This is a genomic window from Hydrogenophaga sp. GW823-FHT04C09 (assembly GCF_058796355.1).
The window spans coordinates 581,067-605,050 of record NZ_JBXAIO010000001.1 but is presented as its reverse complement, the minus strand read 5'-3'; the positions used below and the strand labels follow the sequence as shown (position 1 = coordinate 605,050).

32 protein-coding genes and 1 pseudogene are annotated in these 23,984 nt (G+C 67.9%); 13 read left to right on the top strand and 20 right to left on the bottom strand.

Annotated elements, in window-relative coordinates; genetic code table 11:
• Window positions 1-1,092 carry a ferrochelatase gene (gene hemH / locus AC1Q9M_RS02760; RefSeq protein ID WP_382158797.1) on the bottom strand — a complete coding sequence of 364 codons (1,092 nt, stop codon included), beginning with the start codon at window positions 1,090-1,092 and terminating at the stop codon, window positions 1-3.
• Between the two features lie 19 nt (window positions 1,093-1,111).
• On the opposite strand from hemH, the gene AC1Q9M_RS02755 reads away from it, so the two are divergent.
• On the top strand, window positions 1,112-1,828 hold the full coding sequence (locus AC1Q9M_RS02755; RefSeq protein WP_382324145.1) for an HAD family hydrolase: 717 nt from the start codon (window positions 1,112-1,114) through the stop codon (window positions 1,826-1,828).
• A gap of 2 nt (window positions 1,829-1,830) precedes the next feature.
• The gene (locus AC1Q9M_RS02750) at window positions 1,831-2,481 is read left to right on the top strand and encodes a glutathione S-transferase family protein (RefSeq protein ID WP_382326902.1); all 651 of its coding nucleotides are present in this window, start codon (window positions 1,831-1,833) and stop codon (window positions 2,479-2,481) included.
• Between the two features lie 10 nt (window positions 2,482-2,491).
• Here AC1Q9M_RS02750 and AC1Q9M_RS02745 read toward each other — a convergent pair whose 3' ends face one another.
• From AC1Q9M_RS02745 to hpnD, 3 genes are all read right to left on the bottom strand, one after another.
• Complete coding sequence (locus AC1Q9M_RS02745; protein WP_382324147.1) at window positions 2,492-2,953, bottom strand: SH3 domain-containing protein; 462 nt, start codon at window positions 2,951-2,953, stop codon at window positions 2,492-2,494.
• An 86-nt stretch (window positions 2,954-3,039) separates the two neighbouring features.
• Window positions 3,040-4,401, bottom strand: a complete 1,362-nt coding sequence (gene hpnE / locus AC1Q9M_RS02740; protein WP_492432307.1) for a hydroxysqualene dehydroxylase HpnE — start codon at window positions 4,399-4,401, stop codon at window positions 3,040-3,042.
• Window positions 4,402-4,438: 37 nt separating this feature from the next.
• Entirely contained in the window at window positions 4,439-5,305 is an 867-nt protein-coding gene (gene hpnD, locus AC1Q9M_RS02735; RefSeq protein ID WP_382158787.1) for a presqualene diphosphate synthase HpnD, read from the bottom strand.
• 95 nt (window positions 5,306-5,400) lie between these two features.
• On the opposite strand from hpnD, the gene AC1Q9M_RS02730 reads away from it, so the two are divergent.
• Window positions 5,401-5,712, top strand: a complete 312-nt coding sequence (locus tag AC1Q9M_RS02730; RefSeq protein ID WP_492432305.1) for a high-potential iron-sulfur protein — start codon at window positions 5,401-5,403, stop codon at window positions 5,710-5,712.
• An 18-nt stretch (window positions 5,713-5,730) separates the two neighbouring features.
• On the opposite strand, the gene AC1Q9M_RS02725 is transcribed toward AC1Q9M_RS02730, so the two are convergent.
• The 6 genes from AC1Q9M_RS02725 to AC1Q9M_RS02700 all read right to left on the bottom strand — a co-directional run bounded on the left by AC1Q9M_RS02725 (window position 5,731) and on the right by AC1Q9M_RS02700 (window position 8,811).
• Entirely contained in the window at window positions 5,731-6,387 is a 657-nt protein-coding gene (locus AC1Q9M_RS02725; RefSeq protein WP_492432303.1) for a DsbA family protein, read from the bottom strand.
• Entirely contained in the window at window positions 6,384-6,800 is a 417-nt protein-coding gene (locus AC1Q9M_RS02720; protein ID WP_492432301.1) for a disulfide bond formation protein B, read from the bottom strand. Before AC1Q9M_RS02720 ends, AC1Q9M_RS02725 begins: the two co-directional genes overlap by 4 nt.
• Window positions 6,797-7,312 carry a signal peptidase II gene (gene lspA, locus AC1Q9M_RS02715; protein WP_492432299.1) on the bottom strand — a complete coding sequence of 172 codons (516 nt, stop codon included), beginning with the start codon at window positions 7,310-7,312 and terminating at the stop codon, window positions 6,797-6,799. Before lspA ends, AC1Q9M_RS02720 begins: the two co-directional genes overlap by 4 nt.
• A gap of 140 nt (window positions 7,313-7,452) precedes the next feature.
• Window positions 7,453-7,788 carry a hypothetical protein gene (locus tag AC1Q9M_RS02710; protein WP_444686308.1) on the bottom strand — a complete coding sequence of 112 codons (336 nt, stop codon included), beginning with the start codon at window positions 7,786-7,788 and terminating at the stop codon, window positions 7,453-7,455.
• Window positions 7,788-8,165 carry a DUF3703 domain-containing protein gene (locus tag AC1Q9M_RS02705; RefSeq protein WP_492432296.1) on the bottom strand — a complete coding sequence of 126 codons (378 nt, stop codon included), beginning with the start codon at window positions 8,163-8,165 and terminating at the stop codon, window positions 7,788-7,790. Before AC1Q9M_RS02705 ends, AC1Q9M_RS02710 begins: the two co-directional genes overlap by 1 nt.
• The gene (locus AC1Q9M_RS02700; protein ID WP_492432294.1) at window positions 8,155-8,811 is read right to left on the bottom strand and encodes a cation efflux transmembrane domain-containing protein; all 657 of its coding nucleotides are present in this window, start codon (window positions 8,809-8,811) and stop codon (window positions 8,155-8,157) included. Before AC1Q9M_RS02700 ends, AC1Q9M_RS02705 begins: the two co-directional genes overlap by 11 nt.
• Window positions 8,812-8,878: 67 nt before the next feature.
• On the opposite strand from AC1Q9M_RS02700, the gene cadR reads away from it, so the two are divergent.
• From cadR to AC1Q9M_RS02685, 3 genes are all read left to right on the top strand, one after another.
• Window positions 8,879-9,310 carry a Cd(II)/Pb(II)-responsive transcriptional regulator gene (gene cadR / locus AC1Q9M_RS02695; protein WP_382324160.1) on the top strand — a complete coding sequence of 144 codons (432 nt, stop codon included), beginning with the start codon at window positions 8,879-8,881 and terminating at the stop codon, window positions 9,308-9,310.
• Between the two features lie 35 nt (window positions 9,311-9,345).
• On the top strand, window positions 9,346-9,678 hold the full coding sequence (locus tag AC1Q9M_RS02690) for a YnfA family protein (RefSeq protein WP_382158770.1): 333 nt from the start codon (window positions 9,346-9,348) through the stop codon (window positions 9,676-9,678).
• A 133-nt stretch (window positions 9,679-9,811) separates the two neighbouring features.
• Window positions 9,812-10,576, top strand: a complete 765-nt coding sequence (locus AC1Q9M_RS02685; protein WP_382158768.1) for a Crp/Fnr family transcriptional regulator — start codon at window positions 9,812-9,814, stop codon at window positions 10,574-10,576.
• Here the strand turns inward: AC1Q9M_RS02685 and AC1Q9M_RS02680 are convergent.
• Together AC1Q9M_RS02680 and AC1Q9M_RS02675 are read right to left on the bottom strand one after the other, a co-directional pair.
• Entirely contained in the window at window positions 10,551-11,324 is a 774-nt protein-coding gene (locus tag AC1Q9M_RS02680) for a hypothetical protein (RefSeq protein WP_382324162.1), read from the bottom strand. The two genes, AC1Q9M_RS02685 and AC1Q9M_RS02680, sit on opposite strands and share 26 nt — an antisense overlap.
• 71 nt (window positions 11,325-11,395) lie before the next feature.
• Complete coding sequence (locus AC1Q9M_RS02675) at window positions 11,396-11,644, bottom strand: hypothetical protein (protein WP_382324164.1); 249 nt, start codon at window positions 11,642-11,644, stop codon at window positions 11,396-11,398.
• Between the two features lie 163 nt (window positions 11,645-11,807).
• Between AC1Q9M_RS02675 and AC1Q9M_RS02670 the strand changes: the two genes are divergently transcribed.
• On the top strand, window positions 11,808-12,020 hold the full coding sequence (locus AC1Q9M_RS02670) for a hypothetical protein (RefSeq protein ID WP_382158764.1): 213 nt from the start codon (window positions 11,808-11,810) through the stop codon (window positions 12,018-12,020).
• A 60-nt stretch (window positions 12,021-12,080) separates the two neighbouring features.
• Here the strand turns inward: AC1Q9M_RS02670 and AC1Q9M_RS02665 are convergent, their stop codons facing one another.
• The 6 genes from AC1Q9M_RS02665 to AC1Q9M_RS02640 all read right to left on the bottom strand — a co-directional run bounded on the left by AC1Q9M_RS02665 (window position 12,081) and on the right by AC1Q9M_RS02640 (window position 17,431).
• Complete coding sequence (locus AC1Q9M_RS02665) at window positions 12,081-13,169, bottom strand: sulfate/molybdate ABC transporter ATP-binding protein (protein WP_492432291.1); 1,089 nt, start codon at window positions 13,167-13,169, stop codon at window positions 12,081-12,083.
• The gene (gene cysW / locus AC1Q9M_RS02660; RefSeq protein ID WP_382158760.1) at window positions 13,166-14,083 is read right to left on the bottom strand and encodes a sulfate ABC transporter permease subunit CysW; all 918 of its coding nucleotides are present in this window, start codon (window positions 14,081-14,083) and stop codon (window positions 13,166-13,168) included. The genes AC1Q9M_RS02665 and cysW overlap by 4 nt, the downstream gene beginning before the upstream one ends.
• Window positions 14,080-14,961 carry a sulfate ABC transporter permease subunit CysT gene (gene cysT, locus AC1Q9M_RS02655; RefSeq protein ID WP_382158758.1) on the bottom strand — a complete coding sequence of 294 codons (882 nt, stop codon included), beginning with the start codon at window positions 14,959-14,961 and terminating at the stop codon, window positions 14,080-14,082. The genes cysW and cysT overlap by 4 nt, the downstream gene beginning before the upstream one ends.
• A 129-nt stretch (window positions 14,962-15,090) precedes the next feature.
• On the bottom strand, window positions 15,091-16,089 hold the full coding sequence (locus AC1Q9M_RS02650) for a sulfate ABC transporter substrate-binding protein (protein WP_382324166.1): 999 nt from the start codon (window positions 16,087-16,089) through the stop codon (window positions 15,091-15,093).
• Between the two features lie 125 nt (window positions 16,090-16,214).
• Window positions 16,215-16,745 carry a hypothetical protein gene (locus tag AC1Q9M_RS02645; RefSeq protein WP_492432289.1) on the bottom strand — a complete coding sequence of 177 codons (531 nt, stop codon included), beginning with the start codon at window positions 16,743-16,745 and terminating at the stop codon, window positions 16,215-16,217.
• Window positions 16,746-16,798: 53 nt separating this feature from the next.
• Window positions 16,799-17,431, bottom strand: a complete 633-nt coding sequence (locus AC1Q9M_RS02640) for a hemagglutinin repeat-containing protein (protein ID WP_492432287.1) — start codon at window positions 17,429-17,431, stop codon at window positions 16,799-16,801.
• Between AC1Q9M_RS02640 and AC1Q9M_RS02635 the strand changes: the two genes are divergently transcribed.
• The 3 genes and pseudogenes from AC1Q9M_RS02635 to AC1Q9M_RS02625 all read left to right on the top strand — a co-directional run.
• Window positions 17,412-17,915, top strand: a complete 504-nt coding sequence (locus AC1Q9M_RS02635; RefSeq protein WP_492432285.1) for a response regulator — start codon at window positions 17,412-17,414, stop codon at window positions 17,913-17,915. The two genes, AC1Q9M_RS02640 and AC1Q9M_RS02635, sit on opposite strands and share 20 nt — an antisense overlap.
• Entirely contained in the window at window positions 17,860-19,161 is a 1,302-nt protein-coding gene (locus AC1Q9M_RS02630) for a hemagglutinin repeat-containing protein (RefSeq protein WP_492432283.1), read from the top strand. The genes AC1Q9M_RS02635 and AC1Q9M_RS02630 overlap by 56 nt, the downstream gene beginning before the upstream one ends.
• Before the next feature lie 111 nt (window positions 19,162-19,272).
• A pseudogene (locus AC1Q9M_RS02625) lies at window positions 19,273-19,602 on the top strand (hemagglutinin repeat-containing protein); the annotation flags it as partial.
• A gap of 66 nt (window positions 19,603-19,668) precedes the next feature.
• Here the strand turns inward: AC1Q9M_RS02625 and AC1Q9M_RS02620 are convergent.
• Both AC1Q9M_RS02620 and AC1Q9M_RS02615 read right to left on the bottom strand, forming a co-directional pair.
• The gene (locus AC1Q9M_RS02620; RefSeq protein ID WP_492432281.1) at window positions 19,669-20,235 is read right to left on the bottom strand and encodes an RBBP9/YdeN family alpha/beta hydrolase; all 567 of its coding nucleotides are present in this window, start codon (window positions 20,233-20,235) and stop codon (window positions 19,669-19,671) included.
• An 11-nt stretch (window positions 20,236-20,246) separates the two neighbouring features.
• A complete protein-coding gene (locus AC1Q9M_RS02615; protein WP_382158746.1) occupies window positions 20,247-20,894 on the bottom strand; it encodes a peroxiredoxin in 648 nt (215 codons plus the stop codon).
• A 183-nt stretch (window positions 20,895-21,077) separates the two neighbouring features.
• Here AC1Q9M_RS02615 and AC1Q9M_RS02610 point away from each other — a divergent pair, with 183 nt between their 5' ends.
• From AC1Q9M_RS02610 to AC1Q9M_RS02600, 3 genes are all read left to right on the top strand, one after another.
• Window positions 21,078-21,644, top strand: coding sequence for a cupin domain-containing protein (locus AC1Q9M_RS02610; RefSeq protein ID WP_492432279.1), 567 nt, complete (start codon window positions 21,078-21,080; stop codon window positions 21,642-21,644).
• Complete coding sequence (locus tag AC1Q9M_RS02605; protein WP_492432277.1) at window positions 21,641-22,978, top strand: LLM class flavin-dependent oxidoreductase; 1,338 nt, start codon at window positions 21,641-21,643, stop codon at window positions 22,976-22,978. The genes AC1Q9M_RS02610 and AC1Q9M_RS02605 overlap by 4 nt, the downstream gene beginning before the upstream one ends.
• 82 nt (window positions 22,979-23,060) lie before the next feature.
• Window positions 23,061-23,981: an MBL fold metallo-hydrolase gene (locus tag AC1Q9M_RS02600; RefSeq protein ID WP_492432275.1), complete on the top strand. Its 921-nt coding sequence runs from the start codon at window positions 23,061-23,063 to the stop codon at window positions 23,979-23,981.
• Window positions 23,982-23,984: the final 3 nt, after the last annotated feature.

The window sequence follows — 23,984 nt, the reverse complement described above, 5'->3', positions numbered from 1 at the left end:
TCAGTCTTTCGCGCCCAGCGCCAGGGCCCGTTCACGACTGGCCTGCAGCTCCATCGGGTTGTCCGCTGTCTTGGTGGGCCAGCCTTGCAGGTGCCGCTCGGCCAGATCGGCCAGTGCGCGAATCCACTCGGGCGAGTCGTTCACGCAGGGGATGTACTGGAACTGCTGGCCGCCCGCGTGCAGAAAGGCTTCGCGCGCCTCCATGTTGATTTCTTCCAGCGTCTCCAGGCAATCGCTGGTGAAGCCGGGGCAGACCACGTCCACGTTCTTCAAACCCTTCTTCGCCATTGCCACCAGCGTGGGCTCGGTGTAGGGCTCCAGCCATTTGGCCTTGCCGAAGCGCGACTGGAAGGTGAGGGTGTAGCGCTCGGGCGCCAGGCCCAGTTGCTCGGCCAGCAGGCGCGCGGTCTTGCGGCATTCGCAGTGGTAGGGGTCGCCCAGGTGCAGGGTGCGCTCGGGCACGCCGTGGAAGCTCATCACCAGGTGGTCGCCCTGGCCGTGCGCCGTCCAGTGCGCGCGGATGGTCCGGGCCAGCGCCTTGATGTAGCCCGGGTCGTCGTGGTAGCGGTTGACGAAGCGCAGCTCGGGCAGGCTGCGCACGGGCTGGCTCCAGGCCGTCACCGCGTCGATCACGCTGGCGGTGGTGGTGCCGCTGTACTGCGGATAGGCCGGCAGCACCAGCACGCGGGCCACGCCCTGGGCCTTGAGCTCGTCGAGCACGGACGCGATGGACGGGTTGCCGTAGCGCATGGCATAGCGCACCGTCACCTGGTGGCCGCGCTCGCCCAGGTAGCCGCGCAGCAGCGTGGCCTGTTTTTCGGTCCACACCTTCAGCGGCGAGCCCTCGGGCAGCCAGACGCTGGCGTATTTGGCGGCGGACTTCTTCGGTCGCGTGCGCAGGATGATGCCGTGCAGGATGGGCCACCAGACCAGCCGGGGAATCTCCACCACGCGGGGGTCGCCGAGGAACTCGGCGAGGTAGCGGCGCAGGGCGGGGGCGCTGGCTTCGTCGGGCGTGCCGAGGTTGCAATAGACGATGGCCGTGCGCGCAGGTTGGCCATGGGGGATCGTCGGTTCGGGGCGGAAGGGCATGCGCTATTCTCCCGCAGACATGAATACCCCCCTCCCCACGGCGCTGGACGTCAGCCGCATCCGCGCCATCACCATCGATCTGGACGACACGCTGTGGCCGATCTGGCCCATCATCGAGCGCGCCGAGGCCGTGCTGGCCGCCTGGCTGCTGGAGCACGCGCCGGCCACCGCCGCGCAGTGGGGCGACCCCAAAGCCCTGCGCGCGGTGCGCAACGAAATGCACGCCCTGCGGCCCGACCTGGCGCACGACATGAGTGCCTTGCGCCGCGAGGCGATCCGCCTGGTGCTGACGCGCGCGGGCGACGACCCGGCGCTGGCCGAGCCGGCCTTCGACATCTTCTTTGCCGAGCGCCAGCGCGTGGAGCTGTTCGAGGACGCCTTGCCGGCGCTGGAGTTTCTGGCGAAGCGCTACCCGGTGGTGGCCCTGTCCAATGGCAATGCCAATGTGCACACGGTGGGCCTGGGCCAGCATTTCCATGCGGCGTTCAGCGCGCACGAGTTCGGCGTGGGCAAGCCCGATGCGCGGATCTTCCACGCGGCCGCCGGCAGCGCGGGCGTGGGCGCCGCCGAGGTGCTGCACATCGGTGACGACGCGCAGCTCGACGTGGTGGGGGCGCTGGGCGCGGGCATGCAGGTGGCCTGGCTCAACCGCGCCGGCCACGCCTGGGAGCACGCGCCGCTGCAACCCCATGTCACCGTGGCCGACCTGATGGCCCTGTGCCGCCAGCTGGGCTGAGCATGGGCCTCACGATCTACGGCATTCCCGCTTCCCGCGCTGTCCGCCCGCTCTGGGCCGCCACCGAACTGGGCCTGGATTTCAAGCACGTCGAGCTGGCCTACCAGGACCGCGGCACGCGCACGCCCGAGTTCCTCGCGATCAACCCCAACGGCCGCGTGCCGGCGGTGGTGGATGCCCGGCCCGAAGGCGATGTGGTGGTGTGGGAGAGCATGGCCTGCGCGCTGTACATCGCGCGCCACCACGGCCCGGCCGACGGCGCAAGCATCACGCCGGCCACACCGCACGAAGACGCCGAAGCCCTGCGCTGGAGCTTCTGGGCCATGACCGAAACCGAGGCCGATGCGCTCACGGTGCTGATGCACCGGCTGGTGATGCCCATGGAGCGGCGCAAGCCCGAGCTGGCCGACGCGGCCGAGCGCCGCCTGGCGGTGCCGCTGCGCGTGATCGAGCGGCACCTGCAGCGCCAGAAAGAGGCGGACCAGGCCCACCTCGCCGCCGCGCGCTTCACCGTGGCCGACCTGTGCGTGGCCAGCGTCTTGAACTGGGCGCGCCCGTCCAGGGCGCTGATGGACGCCCACCCGCTCACGCACGAATGGATCCGGCGCTGCATGGCGCGCCCGGCCTACCTCGCGGTGCGCGAGAACGGCTGAGCGCCGGGGCTCAGAAGCCCCAGAGCAGCTGTTTGGCGATCCAGCCGCCCACGCCTTCTTCGCGTTCCACGCGCACCCAGTCGGCCCGCTTCTCGCGCGTGCGCAGCAACTCGCCGTATTCCGCCTTGCCCACGATGCGGTGCTGTGCGCCCGGGCCGCTGCGGATGTTGGCGACCTTCGCCTTCACGACATGGTGCGGCGTGTTGCCGGTGAGCGAGCGCGCGACCCAGCCCGTGTCGCCCTCGAAGTCGCGCACCTTGACCCAGCTGCCCTTGCGCTCGGTGATCTGCAGCGGGTAGCCCCGCTTGAGTTCCCACAGCACGGCGGCCTTGGTGCTCGGGCCTTCGCGCATGTTGAGCGTGCTGCCCTGCACACTGACCATGCTTTGCGCCTGCGCCACGCTCGTGCTGAGCGCGAGCAGGCACAGGCCGGCGGCGGCGATGAGGTGTCGGGCGGGGTGGGGGGCGTTCATCCGCGAGGTCTCCTTCGGGTCGGGGTTGAAAAAAATGTCACACGGTGTGAACCCCGTGCGCCCCAGAGGTTCCGCAGATGCGTGGATCAGTGGGCTTCGGTGGCGAGCCGGGCCGCCGCGAGGCCGCTGCGCACCGCGCCTTCGAGCGTGGCGGGGTAGGGCCCTTCCACGTAGTCGCCTGCGGCCCAGAGCCCGGGGGCGATGGCCTGCACCGGCCGCACCAGGCCGGGCGTGCAGGCAAAGGTGGCGCGCTTTTCCACCACGGTCTGCACGGCCTGCAGCGCGGGCAGGCCGAGCTGGCGCCGGCCTTGTTCGAGCACCTGGGTCTGCAGGTCGTCGCGGTCCTCGCCGCTGGTGCTCACCACGAAGGCCAGCAGGCCTTGCGCGGCCGGGTCCGCGGGGCTGAGCTGGCCCCGGTCGAACACGAACTGCGCGGGGGCGGTCTGGGCGTCGGGCTCGGCGCGCAGGGCCAGCATGGGCGAGGCCAGGCGCGCGCCGGGTGCCCAGGCATACACGGTCGTGATGGCCGTGAAGGGCAGCGCGCGGGCCGAGCGCGCCCAGGTCTTGAGGATGGGCTCGGTGCTTTCGTCGCAGGCGTCGGCGGCCTGGCGGATGGCCTTTTCGGCGGGGCTCGCGGCGGTGGCCCAGATCACGCGGTCAAAGGCCTCTTCGCCACCTTCGTGGCCCAGCATCCATTGCGTGGCCAGCGGGCGCAGGGTGCTCACGCGGGTGCCGATGCGCATCTGGGTCGAGCCGCCATGGCGCAGCAGCCACTCGGCCGCCGCATCGGGGAACAGGCGCGAGAGATCGGTGCGCGGCAGCAGCAGGCTGGACGCGCTGAAGCCCGCGAAGCCCTTGCCGAACAGGGCATCGCGCAGCACGCGCAGGAACACGGCCGCGCTCGCGTCCACCGTGGGCGTGTTGAGCGCGGACACGCACAGCGGTTCGATGAGCTCCTGCACCACGCGCGCGGGCAAGCGGGCGCAGAGCTCGGCCACGGTGAGCTGGGGATCGCATTGGAAGCCCTGGCGCTGCCAGCGCAGCGAGGCGTTGACGAGCGCGAGCCGCTCGCGCCAGCGCCAGCTGCGCGTGGTGGCGATGGCGGCGAGCGCGTCCAGCGGCGCGGGCCAGTGCGCGGCCCAGGCCGGCGTCTGCAGGCCCGAGCCGTCGGTGTGCGGCAGGGCGAGGGGCAGGGCCAGCAGCGCCTGGGACAGGTCCAGCCCCACGCGCTGCATCAGCGCCAGCGTGTCGCTGTAGGCGCCGATGAGGATGTGTTGTCCGTTGTCGATCGTGAGCGGCGTGCCGTCGGGCAGTTGCGCGGGCAGGGCGCGCGCGCGGCCCCCGAGCGTGCGTGCCGATTCGAACACCGTCACATCGATGCCGCGCGAGGCGGCTTCCACCGCGGCGGCCATGCCGGCCCAGCCGGCACCGACGACGGCGAGCTTCATAGGACGCGAAGACCCGCGCGGCGGTGGAGCGTGGGGCTCATAGCCTGCCCAGGGCCTGGACTTTCCAGGCCAGCCAGAACTTGCGCAAAGGCGTCAGGCTCACGCGCTGGGTCAGCACCAGCAGCGGGTCGGCCGCGATTTCCTTGAGCAGGGTGCGGTAGATGCTGGCCATCATCAGGCCCGGTTTCTGGGCACGGCGATCGGCCGCGGGCAAGAGGGCCAGGGCATCGTCGTAGGTCTGCAGGGCGCGCGTGCACTGGAACTGCATCAGCGCGTGGAAGCGGCGCTGGAAGTCGGCCACATCGGTGCCGGGCGCGGCGCCGCGCTGCAGCAGCTCGTGGGCCCGCACGTTGAAGCTCTGCAGCTCGTTCACAGGCAGATAGATGCGCCCGCGAGTGGCGTCCTCGCCCACGTCGCGGATGATGTTGGTGAGCTGGAAGGCCAGGCCCAGGCGGTGGGCGTATTCGGTGGTGGCGATCTGCGTCTGGCCGAAGATGCGCGCCGCCACTTCCCCCACCACGCCGGCCACCAGGTGGCAGTAGCGCTGCAGGTTGGCGAAGTCGAGGTAGCGGTTCTGCTCCAGGTCCATCTGGCAGCCGTCGATCACGGCCAGCAGGTGGCGGATCTCGATCTCGTAGGTCTTGGCCAGCGGCATCAGCGCCTGCATCACCGGGTGGCTGGGCTCGCCGGCATAGGCTTGCGCCACCTCGCGGCGCCACCAGGCCAGCTTGGTCTGGGCCACGGCGGGGTCGCTGACCTCGTCCACCACGTCGTCCACCTCGCGGCAGAAGGCGTAGAAGGCGGTGATGGCCGCGCGGCGCTCGGCCGGCAGGAACAGGAAGGCGTAGTAGAAGCTGCTGCCTGAGGCAGCGGCTTTTTGCTGGACGTAGTCTTGAGGGCTCATGCGTGGTGCGATCCGGGGCCCAAGTGTACGCACCCGGGGCCATCGCCTGCGGGTAGGATGGGCTGGCGATCCAGCCCGTCCCCACGAGGTGCCCCATGAACGATTCGAACCGTCGCGTCTTTCTCTTGCGAGCGGCCGCCACCGGCGCGGCCGGCTGGGCCGCCTCGGCGGCGGCCCAGCCCGCCATGGTGAGCGACAAGGACCCCACCGCCCTGGCCCTGGGCTACACGCCCGACACCCAGAAGGTGGATCCGCGCAAGTTCCCCAGGCACACCCCGGCGCAGACCTGCCGCAACTGCCAGCTCTACACCGGCAAGCCCGGTGACGCGGTGGGGGGCTGCACCATCTTCACCGGCAAGATGGTGGTGGCCAACGGCTGGTGCAGCGCCCACGTGCCCAAGGGTTGACGCGGGCACCGCCCGGGCTCACTTGCGGGCCTTGGCCACTTCCTCGGCCACCAGTGCGAGGAGCTGCTCGCGCCCGAAGCTGGGCAGGCCCCGGCCATTGACGAAGAAGGTGGGCGTCTTGGTCACTTCCAGCGCGGTGAGGTCTTCGATGTCCTGCCGCAGCGCGGCCGCGAGTTCGGGCCGCTGGGCGTCCTCGATGGCCTGGTTGATGTCCAGCCCGGCCTGTTCGGCGGCCTGGAAGGCCACGCGCAAGTTGGGCTGGGCATGGTCGGCCCACTGCGGTTGCGCCGCCAGCACGGCGTCGAGCACGGACGCGTACTTGTTCTGCCGCTTGGCCGCTTCCAGCAGCAGGACGATCTGGTCCGAGCCCTGGTGGAAGGGCGCATAGCGGATCACCACACGCACCTCGTTGGGGTACTGCGCCAGCAGGCCCTTGACCACGGGGTGGAAGGCGCGGCAGGTCTCGCAGGCCGGGTCGAAGAACTCGACGATGGTCACCGGCGCGCCCTGCGGGCCGAACACCGGCGAATGCATGCGCACGAGGCGCGCCTGTTGCTGGGTGACCTTGTCCATCTGCGAGTTCTGCACGCGCTGCTGGTACAGGTAGGCGCCCAGGCCGAACGCGGCGAGCACGACGGCGACGAGCGCGATCACGGTGATTTTCTTGGAGGTCATCGGGAGGTCTTTCGAAGGAACAGGGTGAGCAGAAGGCTGATGGCCGCGAAGGCGGCCAGGGAGAGCCAGGGAATCTGGAGGCCGTTGAGGATCTCGAGCCGCTGGTCCGCGCACGAGACACCGGCGCTGCACGGCAGCCAGGCCTTGGGGATGAGGCCGGCCACCAGCAGCGTGTGGTACCCCGCCATGGCGGTGCCGCCCAGTGCCAGCGGCAGCGCGTAGACCGCGCCGCGCCGGTCTTCGGCGAAGCAGGCCATGCCCAGGATGAGGGCCAGGGGGAACATGAAGATGCGCTGGTACCAGCAGAGCTGGCAGGGCACCATCAACATGACCTCGCCGATGAACAGCGCGCCGGCCGTCGCGGCGATCGCCACCAGCCAGGCCAGGAGCAGAAGCGTCCAGGGGTTCTTCATGGGCGGGCGTCCGGTGTGGCGACGGGCGCGGCAGGCCGCCGCAGCGAGAGCAGGGCCCAGGCGATGACGGCGGTCACGACGAACACGTCGGCCAGGTTGAAGGCCGGCCAATGCAGGCCGCGCCAGTGGAGGTCGAGAAAGTCCACCACCGCGCCGGTCTGCACGCGGTCGATGAGGTTGCCCGCGCCGCCGGCCACGATCACCGCGCCGAGCCAGCGCTCCATCGGCTCGACGTGGCGCGTCATGCTCACGAAGCTGATGGCCACGACCACGATCAGGCCGACGGCGATGAGGAACGGGCGCTGCCAGCCGTCGGCATCGGCCAGCAGCGAAAACGCCGCGCCGGTGTTGAGCACATGGACCAGGTTCAGCCAGGGGGTGAGTTCGATGCCCGTGCCCAGCGGGATCGTGGCGGCGAAGTGGGCCTTGGTGGCCTGGTCCGCGCCCACCAGCGCGACGACGAGAACCAGCCAGGCCCAACGGGGGGATCGGCGGAGCCAATGGAGTGGCATGGGGTGCACCTCTTCGAAGAGCGCAAGAATGAGAGAAGAGCGGGCGACCCGGAAGGCCGCTCGCCGCTGCGTGAGGAGGGGGAGACGCGGGCGCGGCGCCGAACGGCGCTGCCACAGGCGGATGAGGCCGCTGCCCGGGGTCAGCCCCGGGCGCTCCACTGAGGCCGGTCGGGCAGGTCGGCCGGTCTCGACGCCGGCACCACGGCGGCCCCCGTCAGCGGGAAGGCCGGTGCGCTCGCGAAGGGGCGGCGCGGTTCGTGGAACAAGGCCAGGGGGCAACCGTTGTGGCAGGTGCCGCAATCGGCGTGGTGCGCCGTGCTGGCATCCAGCCCCGGCGTGCGGGTGGCGCAATGGGGATGGGGGCAGTGCACCCCCACCTGAGGCTCGCGTTCATGCGGGGCGGGCGTGCCCATCGCAGCCCAGGAGAACTGCAACGGCAAGAGCACCAACAGGAAGACGGCGAGCCACGAACGCATCAGGGGATTGTAGGAGTGGCCTGGGCGATGGCCTCGGCGATGTCCGCGCGCACGGCCATGGGCCGGAAGGCGCTGACCTGCGACCGGCCCGGGTTGCCGATCGGCAGGCGCCCTGTGAGGTGGCCCAGGGGCACGAGCAGCAGCCGCAGCACCTGCCCGGCCATCTCGCGCGCGTCCCGAGTGCGCCAGGCCTGGCCGAGCATCAGGCAATGGGTCTCCAGGTGGGGCCGGAAACGGGTCTGGCCGACCACATGGGCCGCCTCCAGCAGCAGCCAGCGCTCGCGGGTCGCGGTGGTGGGCAGGGCGTGCAAGCGCGACAGCAGGCGGGCGTAGGTCACCGGGTCGAAGCCCGGCACGGCGGTGGGCTCAGTGCGCATGGTCGTGGTGCCCGTGGGCTTCGCTTTCACCGGCGAGCTCGCCGCGCGCCTGGCGCAGCACCTGCCAGCCGCCGTGCAGGGCCAGCGCGGCCATCAGGCTGGCCACCATCAGGTCGGGCCAGGCGCTGCCGGTGCCGAACACGCCGAGCGCGGCCAGCATCACGGCCACGTTGCCGATGGCATCGTTGCGCGAGCACAGCCACACGCTGCGCATGTTGGCGTCGCCCTCGCGGAAGGCGTAGAGCATCCAGGCCACGGCCACGTTGGACACCAGCGCCAGCACCCCGATCACGCCCATGGTGGTGGCATCGGGCACCTGGCCGTTCCAGGCCGCCCACGCCGCGCTGCCCAGGATGTACAGGCCGAAGCCGATCATGCTCACCGCCTTGAGCACGGCCGCGCGGGCCCGCCAGGCCAGCGCGGAGGCGAGCACCGCGAGCGAGATGGCGTAGTTCAGCGCGTCGCCCGCGAAGTCGATCGCGTCGGCCAGCAGCGCGAGCGAGCCGGCGCGCCAGCCGGCGACGATCTCGACCAGGAACATGGCCGCGTTGACCAGCAGTGCGATCCAGAGAATGCGGCGGTAGCGGTCCAGGTTGGCGACCTCGGTGGGCTTAGGGGTGTCGTGCGTATGGCAATGGGCTGACATGGTTTTTCCTTTCGATGCCTGTATTGAAAACCCTAAAGCGGCTACAGTGTCAACAAGGAGAAAAACCATGCAGATCAAGGAGCTGGCCCGTGCCACGGGCGTGGACGTGGAAACCATCCGCTTCTACGAGAAGGAAGGCCTGCTGCCCGAGCCCGCGCGGCTGGACAACGGCTACCGCAACTACGACCAGCCGCACCTGGAGCGGCTGTCGTTCATCCGCCATTGCCGCGCGCTGGACATGCCCCTGGCCGACGTGAAACGCCTGCTCGGCTTCGTGGACGACCCCGAGGGCCATTGCCTCAATGTGGACCAACTGGTGGACGAGCAGCTCAGCCGCGTGCGCGCCCGCCTCAAGAGCATGCGGGCGTTGGAGAAACAATTGCTGCAACTTCGTTCGCGCTGCGACGGCGAGCACGAGGGCGGGGCGCCCTGCGGCATCCTGACCGAGCTGGTCTCGGCCGCGCACGGGGAAGCCTGCGCCTGCCATCCCGGCCATTGATGCCTTTTGACGCCGTTTTTTACCGGTTCACTCCCATGGACGCCCTGCGCATCACCTTCCTCTTCGCCGTCACCGCGCTCGCCGAGATCGTGGGTTGTTACCTCACCTGGCTGGTGTTCAAACAGGAAAAAGTCGCCTGGCTTCTGCTGCCGGCGGCGCTGGCGCTGGGCCTGTTCGCCTGGCTGCTCACCCTGCATCCCGCCGCCGCCGGCCGCACCTACGCGGCCTATGGCGGCATGTACATCGCCGTGGCCCTGGTCTGGCTGCGGCTGGTGGACGGCGTCTCCCTCACCCGCTGGGACGTGGCGGGAGCGGTAATTGCCCTGACCGGGATGGCGGTGATCGCACTGCAGCCTCAGGGCGCCTGATCCCTCTCGTTCTCCTACGGCGAAAAGGGCACTTCGTCTGACACGGTGTTCGTGCGATCCCCGGCCTAATTTGGGCTCGGCTCACCCCCCGGGTGGGCCCGCGAATCGAACGACCTGTTGAAAGGGAACTGCCATGACCACCAATCCGTCTCCGCTGCCCAGCAACCACTTGCTGGCCATGCTGTCGAGCGCCGAATGGGAGCTTCTGGAGCCCGACCTCGAATGGGAAGAGCTGCGGGCCGGCGCCTTGCTGCACCAGGCCGGCGCCGAAGTGCGGCACGTGTACTTTCCCGTCAGCGCCACCGTGTCGCTGGTGTCCTCGCTGGAAGACGGCGCATCGTCCGAAGTGGCGGTGGTCGGCAACGAGGGCATGGTGGGTGTGTGCGCCTTCATGGGCGACACCAGCGCCCTGTGCGACGCCGTCGTGCAACGCCCCGGCCACGCTGGCCGCATGGGTGTGCAGGCGCTGCTGCACCACACTCGCCGCTCGCCCGAACTGCTGCAGCACCTGCTGGCCTACACCCAGGCGCTGTTCACGCACATGGCGCAGTCGTCGGCCTGCAACCGCCACCACGCGCTCGACCAGCAACTCTGCCGCTGGCTGCTCCAGCACCTGGACCGGCAGGACAACAGCGACATGCAGGCCACGCAGGAGCGCATCGCCAGCCTGCTCGGCGTGCGGCGCGAAGGCGTCACCAGCGGCGCGCTGAAGCTGCAGAAAGCCGGTTTGATCGAGTACCACCGGGGTCATATCTCCATCCTGGACCGCGACGGGCTCGAAGCGCGCAGCTGCGAATGCTACGGTGTGGTGCGCCGCGCGTACGACAAGCTCTCCTGCGGCCACGGCACACCTTCGCTTCCCACGCGGATCGTCAAACGGACCCTGCAGAGCGCCTGACCCGCGCCTCCTGCGGCAACGGTGCGGGCGCCGTGGTCAGGCCGAACACTTCGCTCAGGCTCTTGTGCTCGGGCAACACGTACACCACGGCCGACATGGTCGAGAACACCGGCTTCAGCTGCGCTTCGTAGAACGCGGCCGGCACATTGATGCACCCATAGGAAATCCGGTTGTCGTCGATGGTCGCTGACGCGAGCCGCTCGGCGCGCCGTTCCTTGGGCTGCAGCGTGGGCCGCACGCGGTGCATCGACACGGCGGCGTCGTAGTCGACCCACACCACGTCTTCGCCCGTGAGGTTGTGGCCCAGATGCCCGACAAAGCGGCCGGCTGGTGTCGTGCGCTCATGCGGTTTCACTTGTTCCACCGGCCTGTTGCCGATGCCTGGCACGGTGTCGTCGCCAGGCGCAAATCCGAGCAGCACCGGGGTGCTGTCTCGCAGGCTCGCGTTGGCATTGAAAACATGCAACCGGGCGGCTGGCTTGTCCACCAGCACGAAAGGCATGCCCGCGTTGTCGCCCGTGCGGGCGATCCACTGCACGAGTTCGTGCGCGTTGGCGGTGGCCTCGACGCCGCCGAAGTCCGGCTCCGGCGCAGACAGGGGCGCGAGCGGCACCGCGATGGCGGCACCAGCCTGTGGGCCGTCGGGGCCCTGCACCAGCTTGGCCGGCGGCATGAGCAAGGTGAGCACCGCCGCGCCGATCAGCACGCCGTTGCGGATGTCCTGCGCGAGGGAAGAGGGGATGCGCATGACGGTCGTGTTCTGGAAATGGGCGGCACCCGGAGCCTCATCGGGCTCATGGGGGCCTGTTTCATCAAGGGTCAGTTGCGATCAGCCTGGGCATCCGTGGTCATCGGCACGGTGCTGCGTTGCGTGGTGTCCTGGCTGGGCGTCGCAGGCATCGTGGTCGACGGTGCGGGCGCGGTGGGCGTGGCAGGCTGTGCCTGGGTGGTCGAGTCCTGCGTCATGGGCGCTGGCGTGCTCGGGGTGGTGGTCTGCGCGTACACGAGGCCAGCGCCAACGACGGTCAGCGCGGCCACGGAGGTGGTGAGGAGTTTGGAAGTCTTCATGATGGGGTCCTTTGGAAAGCTGCACGGGGCAGGGGGGAGACAACAGCCGGAAAAAGCGGCTGAGTCCAGACTAAGCCTCACGTGGGCGAAGTTCTGTACGTCAACGCACAGACCCCTGGGCGCATGCCCGCGATCCTGAAGACTCCATATCGAGGAGCACGCCATGGCACAAACCGCACACATTGTTGGCAAGGTCGAGTACCGCGAAGGCGATGGCCCCAACATCGTCATTCGCCCCGGTCCCGTGAAGGTGGAAACGGGTTTGAACGACGCCACTCTCAGCTGGGTGGACGAGGAAGTGCGCGGCTCGGCGGCCATGCCGCTGACCGACTTCAAGCGCTACGTGACGGAGGGCAAGATCAAGCTCGCCGCATGATGAAAAACGCCGCCTGCACCGGGCTGTGATACCCGATGTAAGCGGCGTAAATCTTGTGCTTCAGGCCGCCTGCGGCTGCAGGAACACCCGGGCCTTCTTCGGCGAGACCACCAGCGTATCGCCCTCCTCGAAACCCAGTTCCCGGAAACGCTCCGACGACATGCGCGCCTCGATCAGCGGGTCGTACCCACCCGGGGCCTGTGCGTCCACCGGCAGCAGTTCGAGCCGGGCGATCGGGCCCACCACCACCGCACGCTCCAGCTTGGCCACGATGCCAGGCAGGCCGGCCGCATAACGCTGCACGTCCAGGTCATGCGGGCGCACATAGGCAAAGGCCTTCGCGTCCTGGGCACCGGCGTGTTCGGGTGAATCGATGGACACGCCTTGCAGGTGCAACTGGCCTTCGTTGGCGCGGCCATGGAACAGGTTCACGTCGCCCAGGAAGCCGTACACGAACGGGCTCGCCGGGTGTTCCCACACCTCCTGCGGCGCGCCGATCTGTTCCACCTGGCCCTGGTTCATCAGCACCACGCGGTCGGCCACTTCCAGGGCCTCTTCCTGGTCGTGGGTGACGAACACGCTGGTCACGTGCAGCTCGTCGTGCAGGCGGCGCAGCCAGCGGCGCAGTTCCTTGCGCACCTTGGCATCGAGCGCGCCGAAAGGCTCGTCGAGCAGCAGCACCTTGGGCTCCACCGCGAGCGCGCGCGCCAGGGCGATGCGCTGGCGCTGGCCGCCCGAGAGCTGCGAAGGGTAGCGGTCCGCCAGCCAATCCAGCTGCACCAGCTTGAGCAGATCGAGCACCTTGGTCTTGATCTGCGCGTCGCTCGGGCGCTGGCCGCGCGGCTTCACGCGCAGGCCGAAGGCCACGTTCTCGAACACCGTCATGTGGCGGAACAGCGCGTAGTGCTGGAACACGAAGCCCACGTTGCGCTCGCGCACGTGCACGTCGGTGGTGTCCTCGCCGCTGAACAGGATGCTGCCCGTGTCCGGCGTCTCCAGCCCCGCGATGATGCGCAGCAGCGTGGTCTTGCCGCAGCCCGAAGGGCCGAGCAGGGCCAGCAGCTCGCCCGAGTGGATGTCCAGGTTGACGTTCTTCAGCGCCTGGAAGGTGCCGAAGTTCTTGTTGATGTCGCGGATCTCAATGCTCATGGTGTCTGTCCCAGCAGGGTTGGGTGGGCGGGCGTGGGCCGTTCGGGAGGCAGCTCGGCCAGCGCCTTCAGTTCGCGCTCCATCTGCCATTCGGCGACCGACTTGATCACCAGCGTGACCAGGGCCAGCAAAGCCAGCAGCGACGCCACGGCGAAGGCGGCGACGGACTGGTACTCGTTGTAGAGAATCTCCACGTGCAGCGGCATGGTGTTGGTCTGGCCCCGGATGTGGCCCGACACCACCGACACCGCGCCGAACTCGCCCATGGCGCGCGCGTTGCAGAGAATCACGCCGTAGATCAGGCCCCACTTGATGTTGGGCAGGGTCACGTGCCAGAAGGTCTGCCAACCCGAGGCGCCGAGCACGATCGCGGCCTGCTCCTCGTCATTGCCCTGCGCCTGCATCAGCGGAATGAGTTCGCGCGCGATGAAGGGGAAGGTGACGAAAATCGTGGCCAGGATGATGCCGGGCACGGCGAACACGATCTTGATATCGTGCTCGGCCAGCCAGGGGCCCAGCCAGCCCTGCGCGCCGAACACCAGCACGTAGATCAGGCCCGCCACCACCGGCGACACCGAGAACGGCAGATCGATCAGCGTCGTGAGGAAGGACTTGCCCCGGAACTCGTACTTCGCCACGGCCCAGGCCGCCGCCACGCCGAACACCAGGTTCAGCGGCACGGCGATCGCGGCCGTGAGCAGCGTCAGGCGAATGGCCGACCACGCGTCCGGGTCCTTCAGCGCTTCCCAATAGGCGTCGAAGCCCTTGCGCAGCGCCTCGGTGAACACCGCGGCCAGCGGCAACACCAGGAACAGCGCCATGAACAGCAGCGCGATGCCGATCAGCGTGCGGCGCACCCAGGCCGCTTCGGTCGTGCCCTTGCGCGCGGTGCGCGGAGAGGTGGCGGTGCTCATTGCAGGTTCCCCCCGGAGCGCTTGCGTTGCCAGGTCTGCAGGCCGTTGATGAGCAACAGCAGCACGAACGAGAACAGCAGCATCACCAGCGCCACGGCGGTGGCACCCGCGTAGTCGTACTGTTCCAGCTTGCTGATGATGATCAGCGGCGTGATCTCCGACACCATGGGCATGTTGCCCGCGATGAAGATCACCGAACCGTACTCACCCACCGCGCGGGCGAACGCCATCGCGAAACCGGTGAGCAGGGCGGGCGCGATGCTCGGGAAGATCACGCGGCTGAAGGTCTGCCAGCGCGTGGCGCCCAGGCAGGTGGCGGCCTCTTCGAGTTCCTTTTCGGAGTCTTCGAGCACCGGCTGCACCGTGCGCACCACGAAGGGCAGGCCGATGAAGATCAGCGCGATCACCACGCCATTCGGGTTGAAGGCCAGCTGGAGGCCCAGCGGCTCCGTGTACTGGCCGATCCAGCCGTTGCCCGCCAGGATCGCGGTGAGCGAGATGCCCGCCACAGCGGTGGGCAGCGCAAACGGCAAGTCCACCAAGGCGTCCACGATCTTCTTGCCGGGGAAGCTGTAGCGCACCAGCACCCAGGCCACCAGCAGGCCGAACACGGCATTCACCGTGGCGGCGATCAGCGAAGCGCCGAAGGTCAGCTTGTACGACGCCAGCACGCGAGGCGCGGTAACGGCTTCCCAGAACTGCGGCCAGGTCAGCGAAAACGTCTTGAAGAACAGGGCCGACAACGGGATCAGCACGATCAGGCTCAGGTAGAAAACCGTGAAACCCAGCGTGATGTTGAAGCCCGGCAGCACGCGGCGGCGCGTGCGGCGACGGGTTTCAGTTGGAGCGGCTGCGGTTGGCAGCGTGGCGGTGGTCATGTCGTGGGTCCAGGTCGCTGCAACGCGAGAAGTGGCTTTTTCAAGAGGTGCCGCGGAACCGGCTTTGCCGGGCCGCAGGCACCGCCCCCTCGAGGGGGACGCGCGCAGCGTGGCGGGGGTGTTTCCTTGTTACTTGCCGACCGTGTACAGCTTGTCGAACTGACCGCCGTCGTTGAAGTGCACCTTCTGCGCCTCAGCCAGCGAACCGAAATAGTCGCTCACGTTGAACAGCTTGATCGGCTTGAAAGCCGAGGCGTACTTCTTCAGCACCGCTTCGTTGCGCGGGCGGATGTTGTGCTTGGCCGCGATCTCCTGGCCTTCCGGGCTGTAGAGGAAATCGAGGTAGGCCTTGGCCTCGGCGGCCGAGCCCTTCTTGTTCACCGTGCGCTCCACGATCGCCACCGGGTTCTCCGCCACGATGGACGCGCTCGGGTGGATCGCATCGACCTTGCCGGCGCCGAACTCGGCGTCCACCGACACGACCTCGGATTCGAAGGTGATCAGCACGTCACCAATATTGCGTTGCAGGAACACGCCCGTGGCGTCACGGCCACCACGCGCCAGCACCGGCACGTTCTTGTAAAGCTTGCCCACGAACTCGGCGGCGTCGGCATCGCTGCCGCCCTTGCTGCGCACATAGCCCCAGGCGGCCAGGTAAGCCAGGCGGCCATTGCCACCGGTCTTGGGGTTGACCACCACCACCTGCACACCAGGCTTGATCAGATCGTCCCAGTCCTTGATGCCCTTAGGGTTGCCGTTGCGCACCAGGAACAGCATGGTCGAGGTCGTGGGGGCTGCGCCATTCGGGAATTTCTGGCGCCAGTCCTTGGCCACCACACCCTTTTCCGCCAGGAAGTCCACGTCCGTCGTCGTGTTGAAGGTCACCACATCCGCTTCCAGGCCATCGGCCACGGCACGCGCCTGGGCGCTCGAGCCGGCGTGCGACTGGTCCACCTTGATGTCCTTGCCGGTCGATTTCTTGTAGCTCGCGGCGAACGCCACGTTGATGTCCTTGTAGAACTCACGGGCCACGTCGTAAGAGACGTTCAGCAGCGTGGTCTGTGCGCCCGCCAGGGCAGAAGTGGACAGGGCGACGGCGGCAAGCGCCGCGCGCAAGGTGTTTTTCATGGGAAAGCTCCAAGCAAGAAACAGGATGTGTCAGATTCTGGGCGCCCACCCTGAGAATCCAAACGACTTTGTTCTTGTTTCTTTATTCCAGATGGGAATAAAGACGGCTCGGACCTTTCTCGCGTTCAGACGCCCGTGCGGGCTCGCAGCAGCCGGTCCGTGTCGGTGAAAATCTGGCGCAGCTTGAGCAGCCAGTCCCCATCTGCTGGCCACTGCCCCGTCTCCACCATCAGGGCGTACCTCGCCCGCAATTCATCATGAAACGCCCTGGCCCCCAAATGCCCGGCCAGACCCATCAAAGCATGCATCAACGTCTTCGCCCGCCCCATGTCGTTGGCCGCGACATAGCCGGCCAACTGGCCAAACTTGGTGCGCATGTCCTCCAGCGCATGGGCGAGATCCGCCTTGATCAGGCCCAGCCGGCGCAAGCTGTCCAGCCTGGCGACATCGATGAGCGCGTGCACCGCCGCTGACGCCTGTGGGGTCGGCAAGGCATCCACCCTCACATCCTTGATGGCGATACCCAGTTGCCGGCTCAGCGACTCAAGGAGTTTTATCGACTGCACCGGCTTGATGAGAAAGTCGTTGATGCCCGCCTCGCGTGCCTCCGACATCATGGCCTCATCGGAACGGGCGCTCAGCGCGATCACGGGCATGGTGCCCCGAGGGCGGGGGCGTGCACGCAGGGTGTGTGCGATCTCGATCCCGCTCAGGTCACGTTGGCTTCGGAACGAATGGTCGCGCCCTGCGCGGTGAGGTTGCCACCGGCCATCGCCACCAGCGTGCCGCCGGGGTTGGTGACGTACAGCGCGGCCACGCGGTCCAGCTTGGTGCGGCTGGAGGACGTAGAGGCGTTGCCCGTGGTCTGGGTAGTGCTGCGGATGTTGATGCCGCCATCGGCCTGCAGGCCCAACTGTTCTTGCGCGACAACCTGCCCACCGATGACGTTGAGGTTTTCTCGGGCGCTGAGGTTGACGGTTTCGCCGCTGGTGCGCCCACCAAGCAGATGGATGTTCTGGGCGGTGATCTGAACCACGTCGCGACCGGCGATGGTGCCGGCGTGGATGAGGTCGCCGCTGAGGTCGAGTTGGACCTGTGCCCCGCCCAGCAGGCTGCCTGTGGGAGTCAGGTCGCCCTCTCGGGGCATGAGGTAGACCTGGGGCACCAGGGCCATGACGGTGCTGCCGTCGGGCATCAGGACCGGGCGTTCGACTAGCCAGACGATGTCGCTGGTGAGCCGGGCCACCTGCGCGGCGGACAGCGCAATGCCCGGGCGCAGCTGGAAGGCTTGTGCAAAGGTGGCCGCCCAGCAGTACGACGCGATGCTGCTGGACCTGTGCATGCCCGAGCTGGACGGCTACGCCACGGCCGAGAAGGTGCGCCGTGGTGCCATCCCCGGGTTGGAGAACCTGACCATCGTGGCCCATTCATCGGAGTCTCCCCATGCGGCCAGGGTCAGGCTGGACCGGATCGGGGTGAAGGAATTTCTTTCGAAAGGGTGCTCGCCAGAGGAGTTGATCGAGGTGCTGTGTCGCGCCCACGCCTCGTCGAAAAGCCAGTCGAAAACCATGGAGGCTTGCGCGAAGCACTCAGGCAAGACCATCCTGCTGGTCGACGACGAGGACTTCAGCCGCAAGTACGTGCGCACGGTGTTGATGACGCAGGGGTTCCAGGTGCTTGAGGCCCCCAACGGACAGATCGCCTTGAGTTTTTTGAACGATGCCTCGATGCATGTCGATGCGATGATCACGGACATTCACATGCCCGACCTTGCAAGCCCTGGGCGATATCGCCCTGAGCACGCTCAACACCGAGGCCCGGGATGAAGCCCGTTGGGACGAGGAGAACCACCTCAGCCTGACCGAACGCATCGAGATCGGCAGCACCGTGACAGCGGCGGGCCAGATCATCCTGCAAGCCGGCGGTGGCATCACCGCCCGCGCGGCCAACCTGCAGGCCGATGGCGACCTGGCCCTGCAGGCCGGTGGTTCCGTGCTCATTGAAGCGGGTGAACGCACCCAGGCCCACGACGAGGCCCACCATGTTGAGAGCAGCGGCTGGCTCTCCAGCTCCAGCAGCACCACACGCAACGCCGCCAGCACCACCGACGCCCTGGCCAGCAGCCTGGGCGGGCAGACCGTGAGCATCCGCAGCGACCAGGACGTGGGCATCGTCGGCTCTAACGTCATTGGCGACCAGGGTGTCACCGTGCAGGCGGTGGGTGACGTGAACATCGTGGCCGCACAAACCCGCTTCAGCCAGAGCGACTACAAGGAGGTGGAGACCAGCGGCTTCTCGTTGGGCGAGGGCAGCGTGTCCTGGGGCACCCAGAACCAGGGCCGCGACCAGCAAAGCCAGGGCACGGGCGCCGCAGCCAGCACGGTGGGCGCCATTGCGGGGAATGTGAACATCACCGCCGGGCAGACCTACACCCAAGTCGGCTCCGACGTGATGGCCCCGGGCGGAGACATCACCATCAATGCGCAGGAAGTGCGGATCGCGGAAGCGCGAGAGACCCGTCGCACGGAAACCAAAGAAACCCTCGAGCAAAGCGGCATCACGCTGGGTGTAAGCACGCCGCTGCTCACGGCCATGCAGAGTGTCGCGGGCCAGATGGAGGCCGCCAACGACACCAAGGACGGCCGCATGCAGGGCCTGGCGGTGGCCAACAGTGTCTTTGCGGTCAACAACGCGTTGAACCAGGCTGCGGAGGGCTCGAGCAAGCCGGACGCCAGCAACGCCCAACAAGCCGGTGGGGTCAACTTCTCCATCAGCATCGGGGCAAGCTCCAGCGAAAGCAATACGCTGGAGACCAGCGATACGGCGAGGGGCAGCACCGTGAGCGCGGGCGGCAGCGTGAGCATCACCGCCAGCGGTAAGGGGAAAGACAGCGATATCGTCATCCGGGGCAGCGAGGTCAACGCGGGGCACACCGCCAGCCTGAACGCCGAAGGGGACATCGAGCTGCTGCGCGTGAAGATGGATTGCCTGGATGTATCGAGCCGTTCATTGAGTTCGTGCTGCGACTGCCCGATGGGACGCGCTACCCGGAAGGCAACCCGGTTGATTTGATCGAGTGGATACCGGGGTGCCAAGTAGATTTGGTGAACCTGGGCATCGGAACTCAGTGGTATCGGCTGGATGTGGAGAGCGGCATAGCTACCGAGATCACGCCGAAGGGCCATCGACCATGGTGATCAAGTCGCCGGCCGGCGCATCCTTGGCCAGACGGTGAAAATCCGAAGCGACCAGGATGCCACCCTTGTGGGCTCCAGCGTCATCGGCGACCAGGGCGTGGACATCTCGGCCGTGGGCGACGTGAGCATCCAGGCCGCACAGACCCGCTTCAGCCAGAGCGATTTCAAGGAGGTGGAGACTAGCGGCCTCTCCTTCGGAGACGGCAGCGTCGCCTGGGGCAGCCAGGACCGGAGCAAGGACCAGCAAAGCCAGGGCATGGGCGCGGCGGCCAGCACCGTGGGGGCGATCACCGGCAACGTGAGCATCACGGTCGCGGCCGGCGGGCAGAGCACGCTGGTGGTTGCTCAGCGGGATATCAACAACCGGGGCGGTTCGATCTCGTCAAGCCGCCTCAGACACCTGCCGAACCCCCACCGGCACCTCCGCCCCCAACGACTGCAACAACGCCAACCCCAGCGGCCATGCCCCATGGCCCGAGTCCACGTTGATGTGTCCCGCGTCGTTGAGCCGCACGAATTCGCTGCCCCAGGCCCGGGCATACGCGCCGGCCGTGCGCACCGGGCAATACGGGTCGTTGTTGCTGGCCACGAGGATGCTGCGGTACGGCAGGCGCTGGTAGGGCACGGGCGCGAAGTCGGCGAGCACGCCTCGGCGCTCCGGGTCGGCCGGGGCCACGAGCAGCGCGCCCTGGATGCGCTGCGCGATCTTGGGCGGCAGGTGGGTGGTGGTGATGCAGCCCAGGCTGTGCGCGACCACGACCACCGGGCCGGGCGCGCGTTCGATGGTTTCGCTCAGCCGCGCCACCCACGACTGGCGCACCGGCGCCACCCAGTCGTCCTGCTCCACCCGCAGCACCGAGGGCAGGCTGTCGGACCACAGCGTCTGCCAGTGGCCCGGGCCGGAGTTGCGCCAGCCGGGAATGATGATGACGGTGGGTGAGGACGACATGCGGCGAACCCTCAGCGGTTGGGCTGCGGGGTGAGGCGCAGGTAGGGCCGCACGGCCTTGAAGCCCTTGGGGAAGCGTTGTGCGATCTCGGCCGGGTCTTGCAGGCTGGGCACGATCACCACATCGTCGCCGTCTTTCCAGTTGGCGGGCGTGGCCACCTTGTGGCTGTCGGTGAGTTGCAGCGAGTCGATGACGCGCAGGATCTCGTCGAAGTTGCGGCCGGTGCTGGCGGGGTAGGTCAGCGTGGTGCGGATCACTTTCTTGGGGTCGATGATGAACACGCTGCGCACGGTGGCGGTGGCCGATGCGTTGGGGTGGATCATGTCGTAGAGCGTGGCGACTTTCTTGTCCGCATCGGCGAGGATGGGAAAGTTCACCGTGGTGTTCTGGGTCTCGTTGATGTCGAGCACCCATTTGCCGTGCGAGTCCAGCGGGTCGACGCTGACGGCGATGGGTTTGACGTTGCGCTTGGCGAATTCGCCCGAGAGCGCGGCGGTCTTGCCGAGTTCGGTGGTGCACACGGGTGTGAAGTCGGCCGGGTGCGAGAAGAGCACGACCCAGCTGTCGCCCGCCCAGTCGTGGAAGTGGATGGGGCCGGCGGTGGAGTCTTGCGTGAAGTCGGGAGCGGTGTCGCCGAGTCGAAGGGTGGTGTTGCTCATGAGAAGGCTCCTGGTTGTTCAAATGCAAAACTGCATTCTGTTGACGCCGTCCAAATAACCAAACGACTATGAAGTAGTTTGTTTATGGCTTGTGGGCATATGGGTGCGCATAGACGCTGAGCGCATGAGCTAAGTCCGAATGCGTCGTTGTGTGGGTGGCGGAGCGCGCGGACACTGGCCCGCATGGCTGCTGTTGCGACGTTCGATGCCGACGGTCTCTGGTTGTCCACTTCGGTGTGCGAAGGCGCTGCCTGCCCGGCCGCCGCGTCGGTGGGCGTGCGCTGGGGGCGCTGGGTGGACGGGCCCGAGCCGGGCGATGCCGTGGTGGATCATGCGAAAGCGCTGGTCGAGTTGCGGCGACAACTCGGCGCGCACGTGTCGGAGCGCGTGCGCTTCAGCCACCCGGGTTACGACGGCGCGCACCCGCGCCCTCAGGAACTCACCAGCGAGGACGCCGTGGCCTGCGTCTTCCTGAAGGGCACGGCGCTGCTGAGCGTGCGCACCTCGGCCGGCTTCACCGGTGTGTTGTGCGAGGCTGGGGACTGGGTGTGGCTGCCGGCGGGCGTGCCGCATGTGTTCGACGCGGGCGAGTCGCCCGACGTGGTCTTCCTGCGGCTGAGCGCGGGCCGGCGCGGCTGGTTTCCGCTGCACACCGGCCGCTCGTTGCCACCGAGCCTGCCGCCGATGGAGGCCTTCGTCGAACACCTGCTGCACGAGCTGGGCGAGGACATCGAAGGCAGCGAGGCATGAGCCGGCGCCAGCTGCGGCTGGGCGCGTTCATGCGCCCCGTCAGCATTCACACCGGTGCCTGGCGCTACCCCGGCGCCTGGGCCGACGCGAACTTCAACTTCGAGCGGTTGAAGTACCTCATCAAGCGCCTGGAGGCCGCGCGCTTCGACGCCTTCTTCATGGCCGATCACCTGGCCGTGCTGAACATGCCGATCGAGGCCCTGCAGCGCAGCCACACGGTGACATCGTTCGAGCCCTTCACGCTGCTCTCGGCCCTGGCGCAGCACACGCGCCACATCGGGCTGGTGGCCACGGCGTCCACCACGTTCGAGGAACCGTTTCACATCGCGCGCCGTTTCGCGTCGCTGGACCACCTGAGCCACGGCCGCGCGGGCTGGAACATCGTGACCACCAGCAACCCGGACGCGGCGCGCAACTTCGGTCTTGAAGATCACATGGAGCACGACCAGCGCTACGTGCGCGCCCGCGAGTTCCACGACGTGGTCACCGGCCTGTGGGACAGCTGGGCCGACGACGCCTTTGTCCGTGATGCGCAGAGTGGTCGCTTCTTCGACCCCGAGCGCCTGCACGTGCTCAACCACAAGGGGCCGTATTTCTCGGTGCGCGGCCCGCTGCACATCGCGCGGCCGGTGCAGGGCTGGCCGGTGATCGTGCAGGCCGGCGCCTCCGAAGCCGGGCGCCAGCTCGCGGCCGAAACGGCCGAAGTGGTGTTCTCCGCCCCGGGCACGCTGGACAACGCGCGGCGCTTCTATGCGGACGTGAAAGGCCGCATGGAAAAGATCGGTCGCGACCGCGACCACCTCAAGGTGCTGCCCGGGGCCTTCGTGGTGGTGGCCGATTCCGTGGCCGAGGCGAAAGCGATCCGCGCGCGGCTCGACGGCCTGGTCCACATCGACAGCGCGATCGCCTCGTTGTCCATCGCGCTGGGCCACGATGTTTCGGGTTTTGATCTCGATGCGCCGCTGCCCGAGGTGCCGCCCACCAACGCGAGCCAGAGCACGCGCGAGCGCACCATCGACCTGGCCCGGCGCGAAAACCTCACCGTGCGCCAGCTGGCGCAGCGGCTGGGCGGCTACGCCGGCCTGGCCTTCGTGGGCACGGCGCAGACCATTGCCGACGAGATGCAGGAATGGCTGGACACCGAGGGCAGCGACGGCTTCAACGTGATGTTCCCCTGGCTGCCCGGCGGGCTGGACGCCTTCGTGGACCACGTGGTGCCCGAGCTGCAGCAGCGCGGCCTGCTGCGCCGCGAGTACGAAGGCAGCACCCTGCGCGAGAACCTCGGCCTGCCCCGGCCCGACAACCGCTTCTTCCCATCGCCGTCGAACGCATAAGCAATCGCGAAAACCTTCTTTGCGCACCGAGGGGCAGGCCTCGCATGATGGCCGGTTTAACCCAAGAAGCCGAGGATTGTTCGTGAGCGTTGACCGCACCTATTTCGAGGATGGAAGAATCGAGCTGACCCACTACGGATCAGCGGCCTGGAAGATCACCGACGGCAAACACACCGTCTTGCTGGACCCGTACTTCACCCGCCTGCGCTACAGCGGCAACCGCTTCGGCATGCTGCCCGCGAACGCCGCGCCGGGCGACGAGCGCCCCGCCTACAGCTTCGACGAGATCGTGCCCAGCGACACCGAGACCATCGACCGGCACATCCAGGAAGCCACGCACATCCTGCTGTCGCATGCGCACTTCAACCACTGCATGGACATGCCGCACATCGCGAAGAAGACCGGCGCGCACGTGGTCGGCTCCTACAGCGCCACCAACATCGCCCGCGCCTACGGCGTGGCCGAACCGCAGCTGGTGCCGGTGCGCGGTGGCGAGGACTACGACTTCGGCGAGCTCTCGATCCGCGTCATTCCCAGCTTGCATTCCGCCCTGTGCGACAAGTGCTATTTCGACGCCGGCATCGTGCCCGAGGGCCTGCAGGGGCCGCTGCCGCTGAAGGCGTTTTCCGAAGGCGGCACCTTCGGCTACCTGGTGCGTTTCCGGCACCACGAGATCCTGATGTTCGGCTCCATGAACTACATCGAGCGCGAGGTGCAGGGCCTCACACCGTCCATCGTGCTGGTGCCCTCGGCCCGGCCGCGTCTGCAGATCTTCCGCTACACCGAGCGCCTGCTGCGCGCCACCGGCCTGCCCAAGGTGGTGGTGGCCACGCACTGGGACGTGCAGACCTTTCCCTACGGCGCGGACCAGAGCAGCGCGCTGGCGCACGCCGAGATCTTCCAGGAAGAGGTGCGCCGGGTGGCACCCGCGGCGGCGCAGGTGCTGCCCCGGCATTTCGAGACCTTCTCGGTGCTGCCGGGCGGCCAGGTGGTCCGGCGTTGACGG

Excerpts from the sequence above, each read along its gene's own strand:
- hpnE (WP_492432307.1), bottom strand. The coding sequence starts at position 4,401 with ATGAAGCTCGCCGTCGTCGGTGCCGGCTGGGCCGGCATGGCCGCCGCG.
- AC1Q9M_RS02675 (WP_382324164.1), bottom strand. The coding sequence starts at position 11,644 with ATGAAGACTTCCAAACTCCTCACCACCTCCGTGGCCGCGCTGACCGTC.
- AC1Q9M_RS02615 (WP_382158746.1), bottom strand. The coding sequence starts at position 20,894 with ATGAGCAACACCACCCTTCGACTCGGCGACACCGCTCCCGACTTCACG.
- AC1Q9M_RS02640 (WP_492432287.1), bottom strand. The coding sequence starts at position 17,431 with ATGCACAGGTCCAGCAGCATCGCGTCGTACTGCTGGGCGGCCACCTTT.
- hemH (WP_382158797.1), bottom strand. The coding sequence starts at position 1,092 with ATGCCCTTCCGCCCCGAACCGACGATCCCCCATGGCCAACCTGCGCGC.
- AC1Q9M_RS02690 (WP_382158770.1), top strand. The coding sequence starts at position 9,346 with ATGGACGCCCTGCGCATCACCTTCCTCTTCGCCGTCACCGCGCTCGCC.
- AC1Q9M_RS02610 (WP_492432279.1), top strand. The coding sequence starts at position 21,078 with ATGGCTGCTGTTGCGACGTTCGATGCCGACGGTCTCTGGTTGTCCACT.
- AC1Q9M_RS02665 (WP_492432291.1), bottom strand. The coding sequence starts at position 13,169 with ATGAGCATTGAGATCCGCGACATCAACAAGAACTTCGGCACCTTCCAG.
- AC1Q9M_RS02620 (WP_492432281.1), bottom strand. The coding sequence starts at position 20,235 with ATGTCGTCCTCACCCACCGTCATCATCATTCCCGGCTGGCGCAACTCC.
- cadR (WP_382324160.1), top strand. The coding sequence starts at position 8,879 with ATGCAGATCAAGGAGCTGGCCCGTGCCACGGGCGTGGACGTGGAAACC.
- AC1Q9M_RS02605 (WP_492432277.1), top strand. The coding sequence starts at position 21,641 with ATGAGCCGGCGCCAGCTGCGGCTGGGCGCGTTCATGCGCCCCGTCAGC.
- AC1Q9M_RS02650 (WP_382324166.1), bottom strand. The coding sequence starts at position 16,089 with ATGAAAAACACCTTGCGCGCGGCGCTTGCCGCCGTCGCCCTGTCCACT.
- lspA (WP_492432299.1), bottom strand. The coding sequence starts at position 7,312 with ATGCCACTCCATTGGCTCCGCCGATCCCCCCGTTGGGCCTGGCTGGTT.
- AC1Q9M_RS02680 (WP_382324162.1), bottom strand. The coding sequence starts at position 11,324 with ATGCGCATCCCCTCTTCCCTCGCGCAGGACATCCGCAACGGCGTGCTG.
- AC1Q9M_RS02755 (WP_382324145.1), top strand. The coding sequence starts at position 1,112 with ATGAATACCCCCCTCCCCACGGCGCTGGACGTCAGCCGCATCCGCGCC.
- AC1Q9M_RS02725 (WP_492432303.1), bottom strand. The coding sequence starts at position 6,387 with ATGACCTCCAAGAAAATCACCGTGATCGCGCTCGTCGCCGTCGTGCTC.
- AC1Q9M_RS02685 (WP_382158768.1), top strand. The coding sequence starts at position 9,812 with ATGACCACCAATCCGTCTCCGCTGCCCAGCAACCACTTGCTGGCCATG.
- AC1Q9M_RS02710 (WP_444686308.1), bottom strand. The coding sequence starts at position 7,788 with ATGCGTTCGTGGCTCGCCGTCTTCCTGTTGGTGCTCTTGCCGTTGCAG.
- AC1Q9M_RS02635 (WP_492432285.1), top strand. The coding sequence starts at position 17,412 with ATGCTGCTGGACCTGTGCATGCCCGAGCTGGACGGCTACGCCACGGCC.
- hpnD (WP_382158787.1), bottom strand. The coding sequence starts at position 5,305 with ATGAGCCCTCAAGACTACGTCCAGCAAAAAGCCGCTGCCTCAGGCAGC.
- AC1Q9M_RS02700 (WP_492432294.1), bottom strand. The coding sequence starts at position 8,811 with ATGTCAGCCCATTGCCATACGCACGACACCCCTAAGCCCACCGAGGTC.
- AC1Q9M_RS02730 (WP_492432305.1), top strand. The coding sequence starts at position 5,401 with ATGAACGATTCGAACCGTCGCGTCTTTCTCTTGCGAGCGGCCGCCACC.
- AC1Q9M_RS02750 (WP_382326902.1), top strand. The coding sequence starts at position 1,831 with ATGGGCCTCACGATCTACGGCATTCCCGCTTCCCGCGCTGTCCGCCCG.
- AC1Q9M_RS02705 (WP_492432296.1), bottom strand. The coding sequence starts at position 8,165 with ATGCGCACTGAGCCCACCGCCGTGCCGGGCTTCGACCCGGTGACCTAC.
- cysW (WP_382158760.1), bottom strand. The coding sequence starts at position 14,083 with ATGAGCACCGCCACCTCTCCGCGCACCGCGCGCAAGGGCACGACCGAA.
- AC1Q9M_RS02645 (WP_492432289.1), bottom strand. The coding sequence starts at position 16,745 with ATGCCCGTGATCGCGCTGAGCGCCCGTTCCGATGAGGCCATGATGTCG.
- AC1Q9M_RS02670 (WP_382158764.1), top strand. The coding sequence starts at position 11,808 with ATGGCACAAACCGCACACATTGTTGGCAAGGTCGAGTACCGCGAAGGC.
- cysT (WP_382158758.1), bottom strand. The coding sequence starts at position 14,961 with ATGACCACCGCCACGCTGCCAACCGCAGCCGCTCCAACTGAAACCCGT.
- AC1Q9M_RS02745 (WP_382324147.1), bottom strand. The coding sequence starts at position 2,953 with ATGAACGCCCCCCACCCCGCCCGACACCTCATCGCCGCCGCCGGCCTG.
- AC1Q9M_RS02720 (WP_492432301.1), bottom strand. The coding sequence starts at position 6,800 with ATGAAGAACCCCTGGACGCTTCTGCTCCTGGCCTGGCTGGTGGCGATC.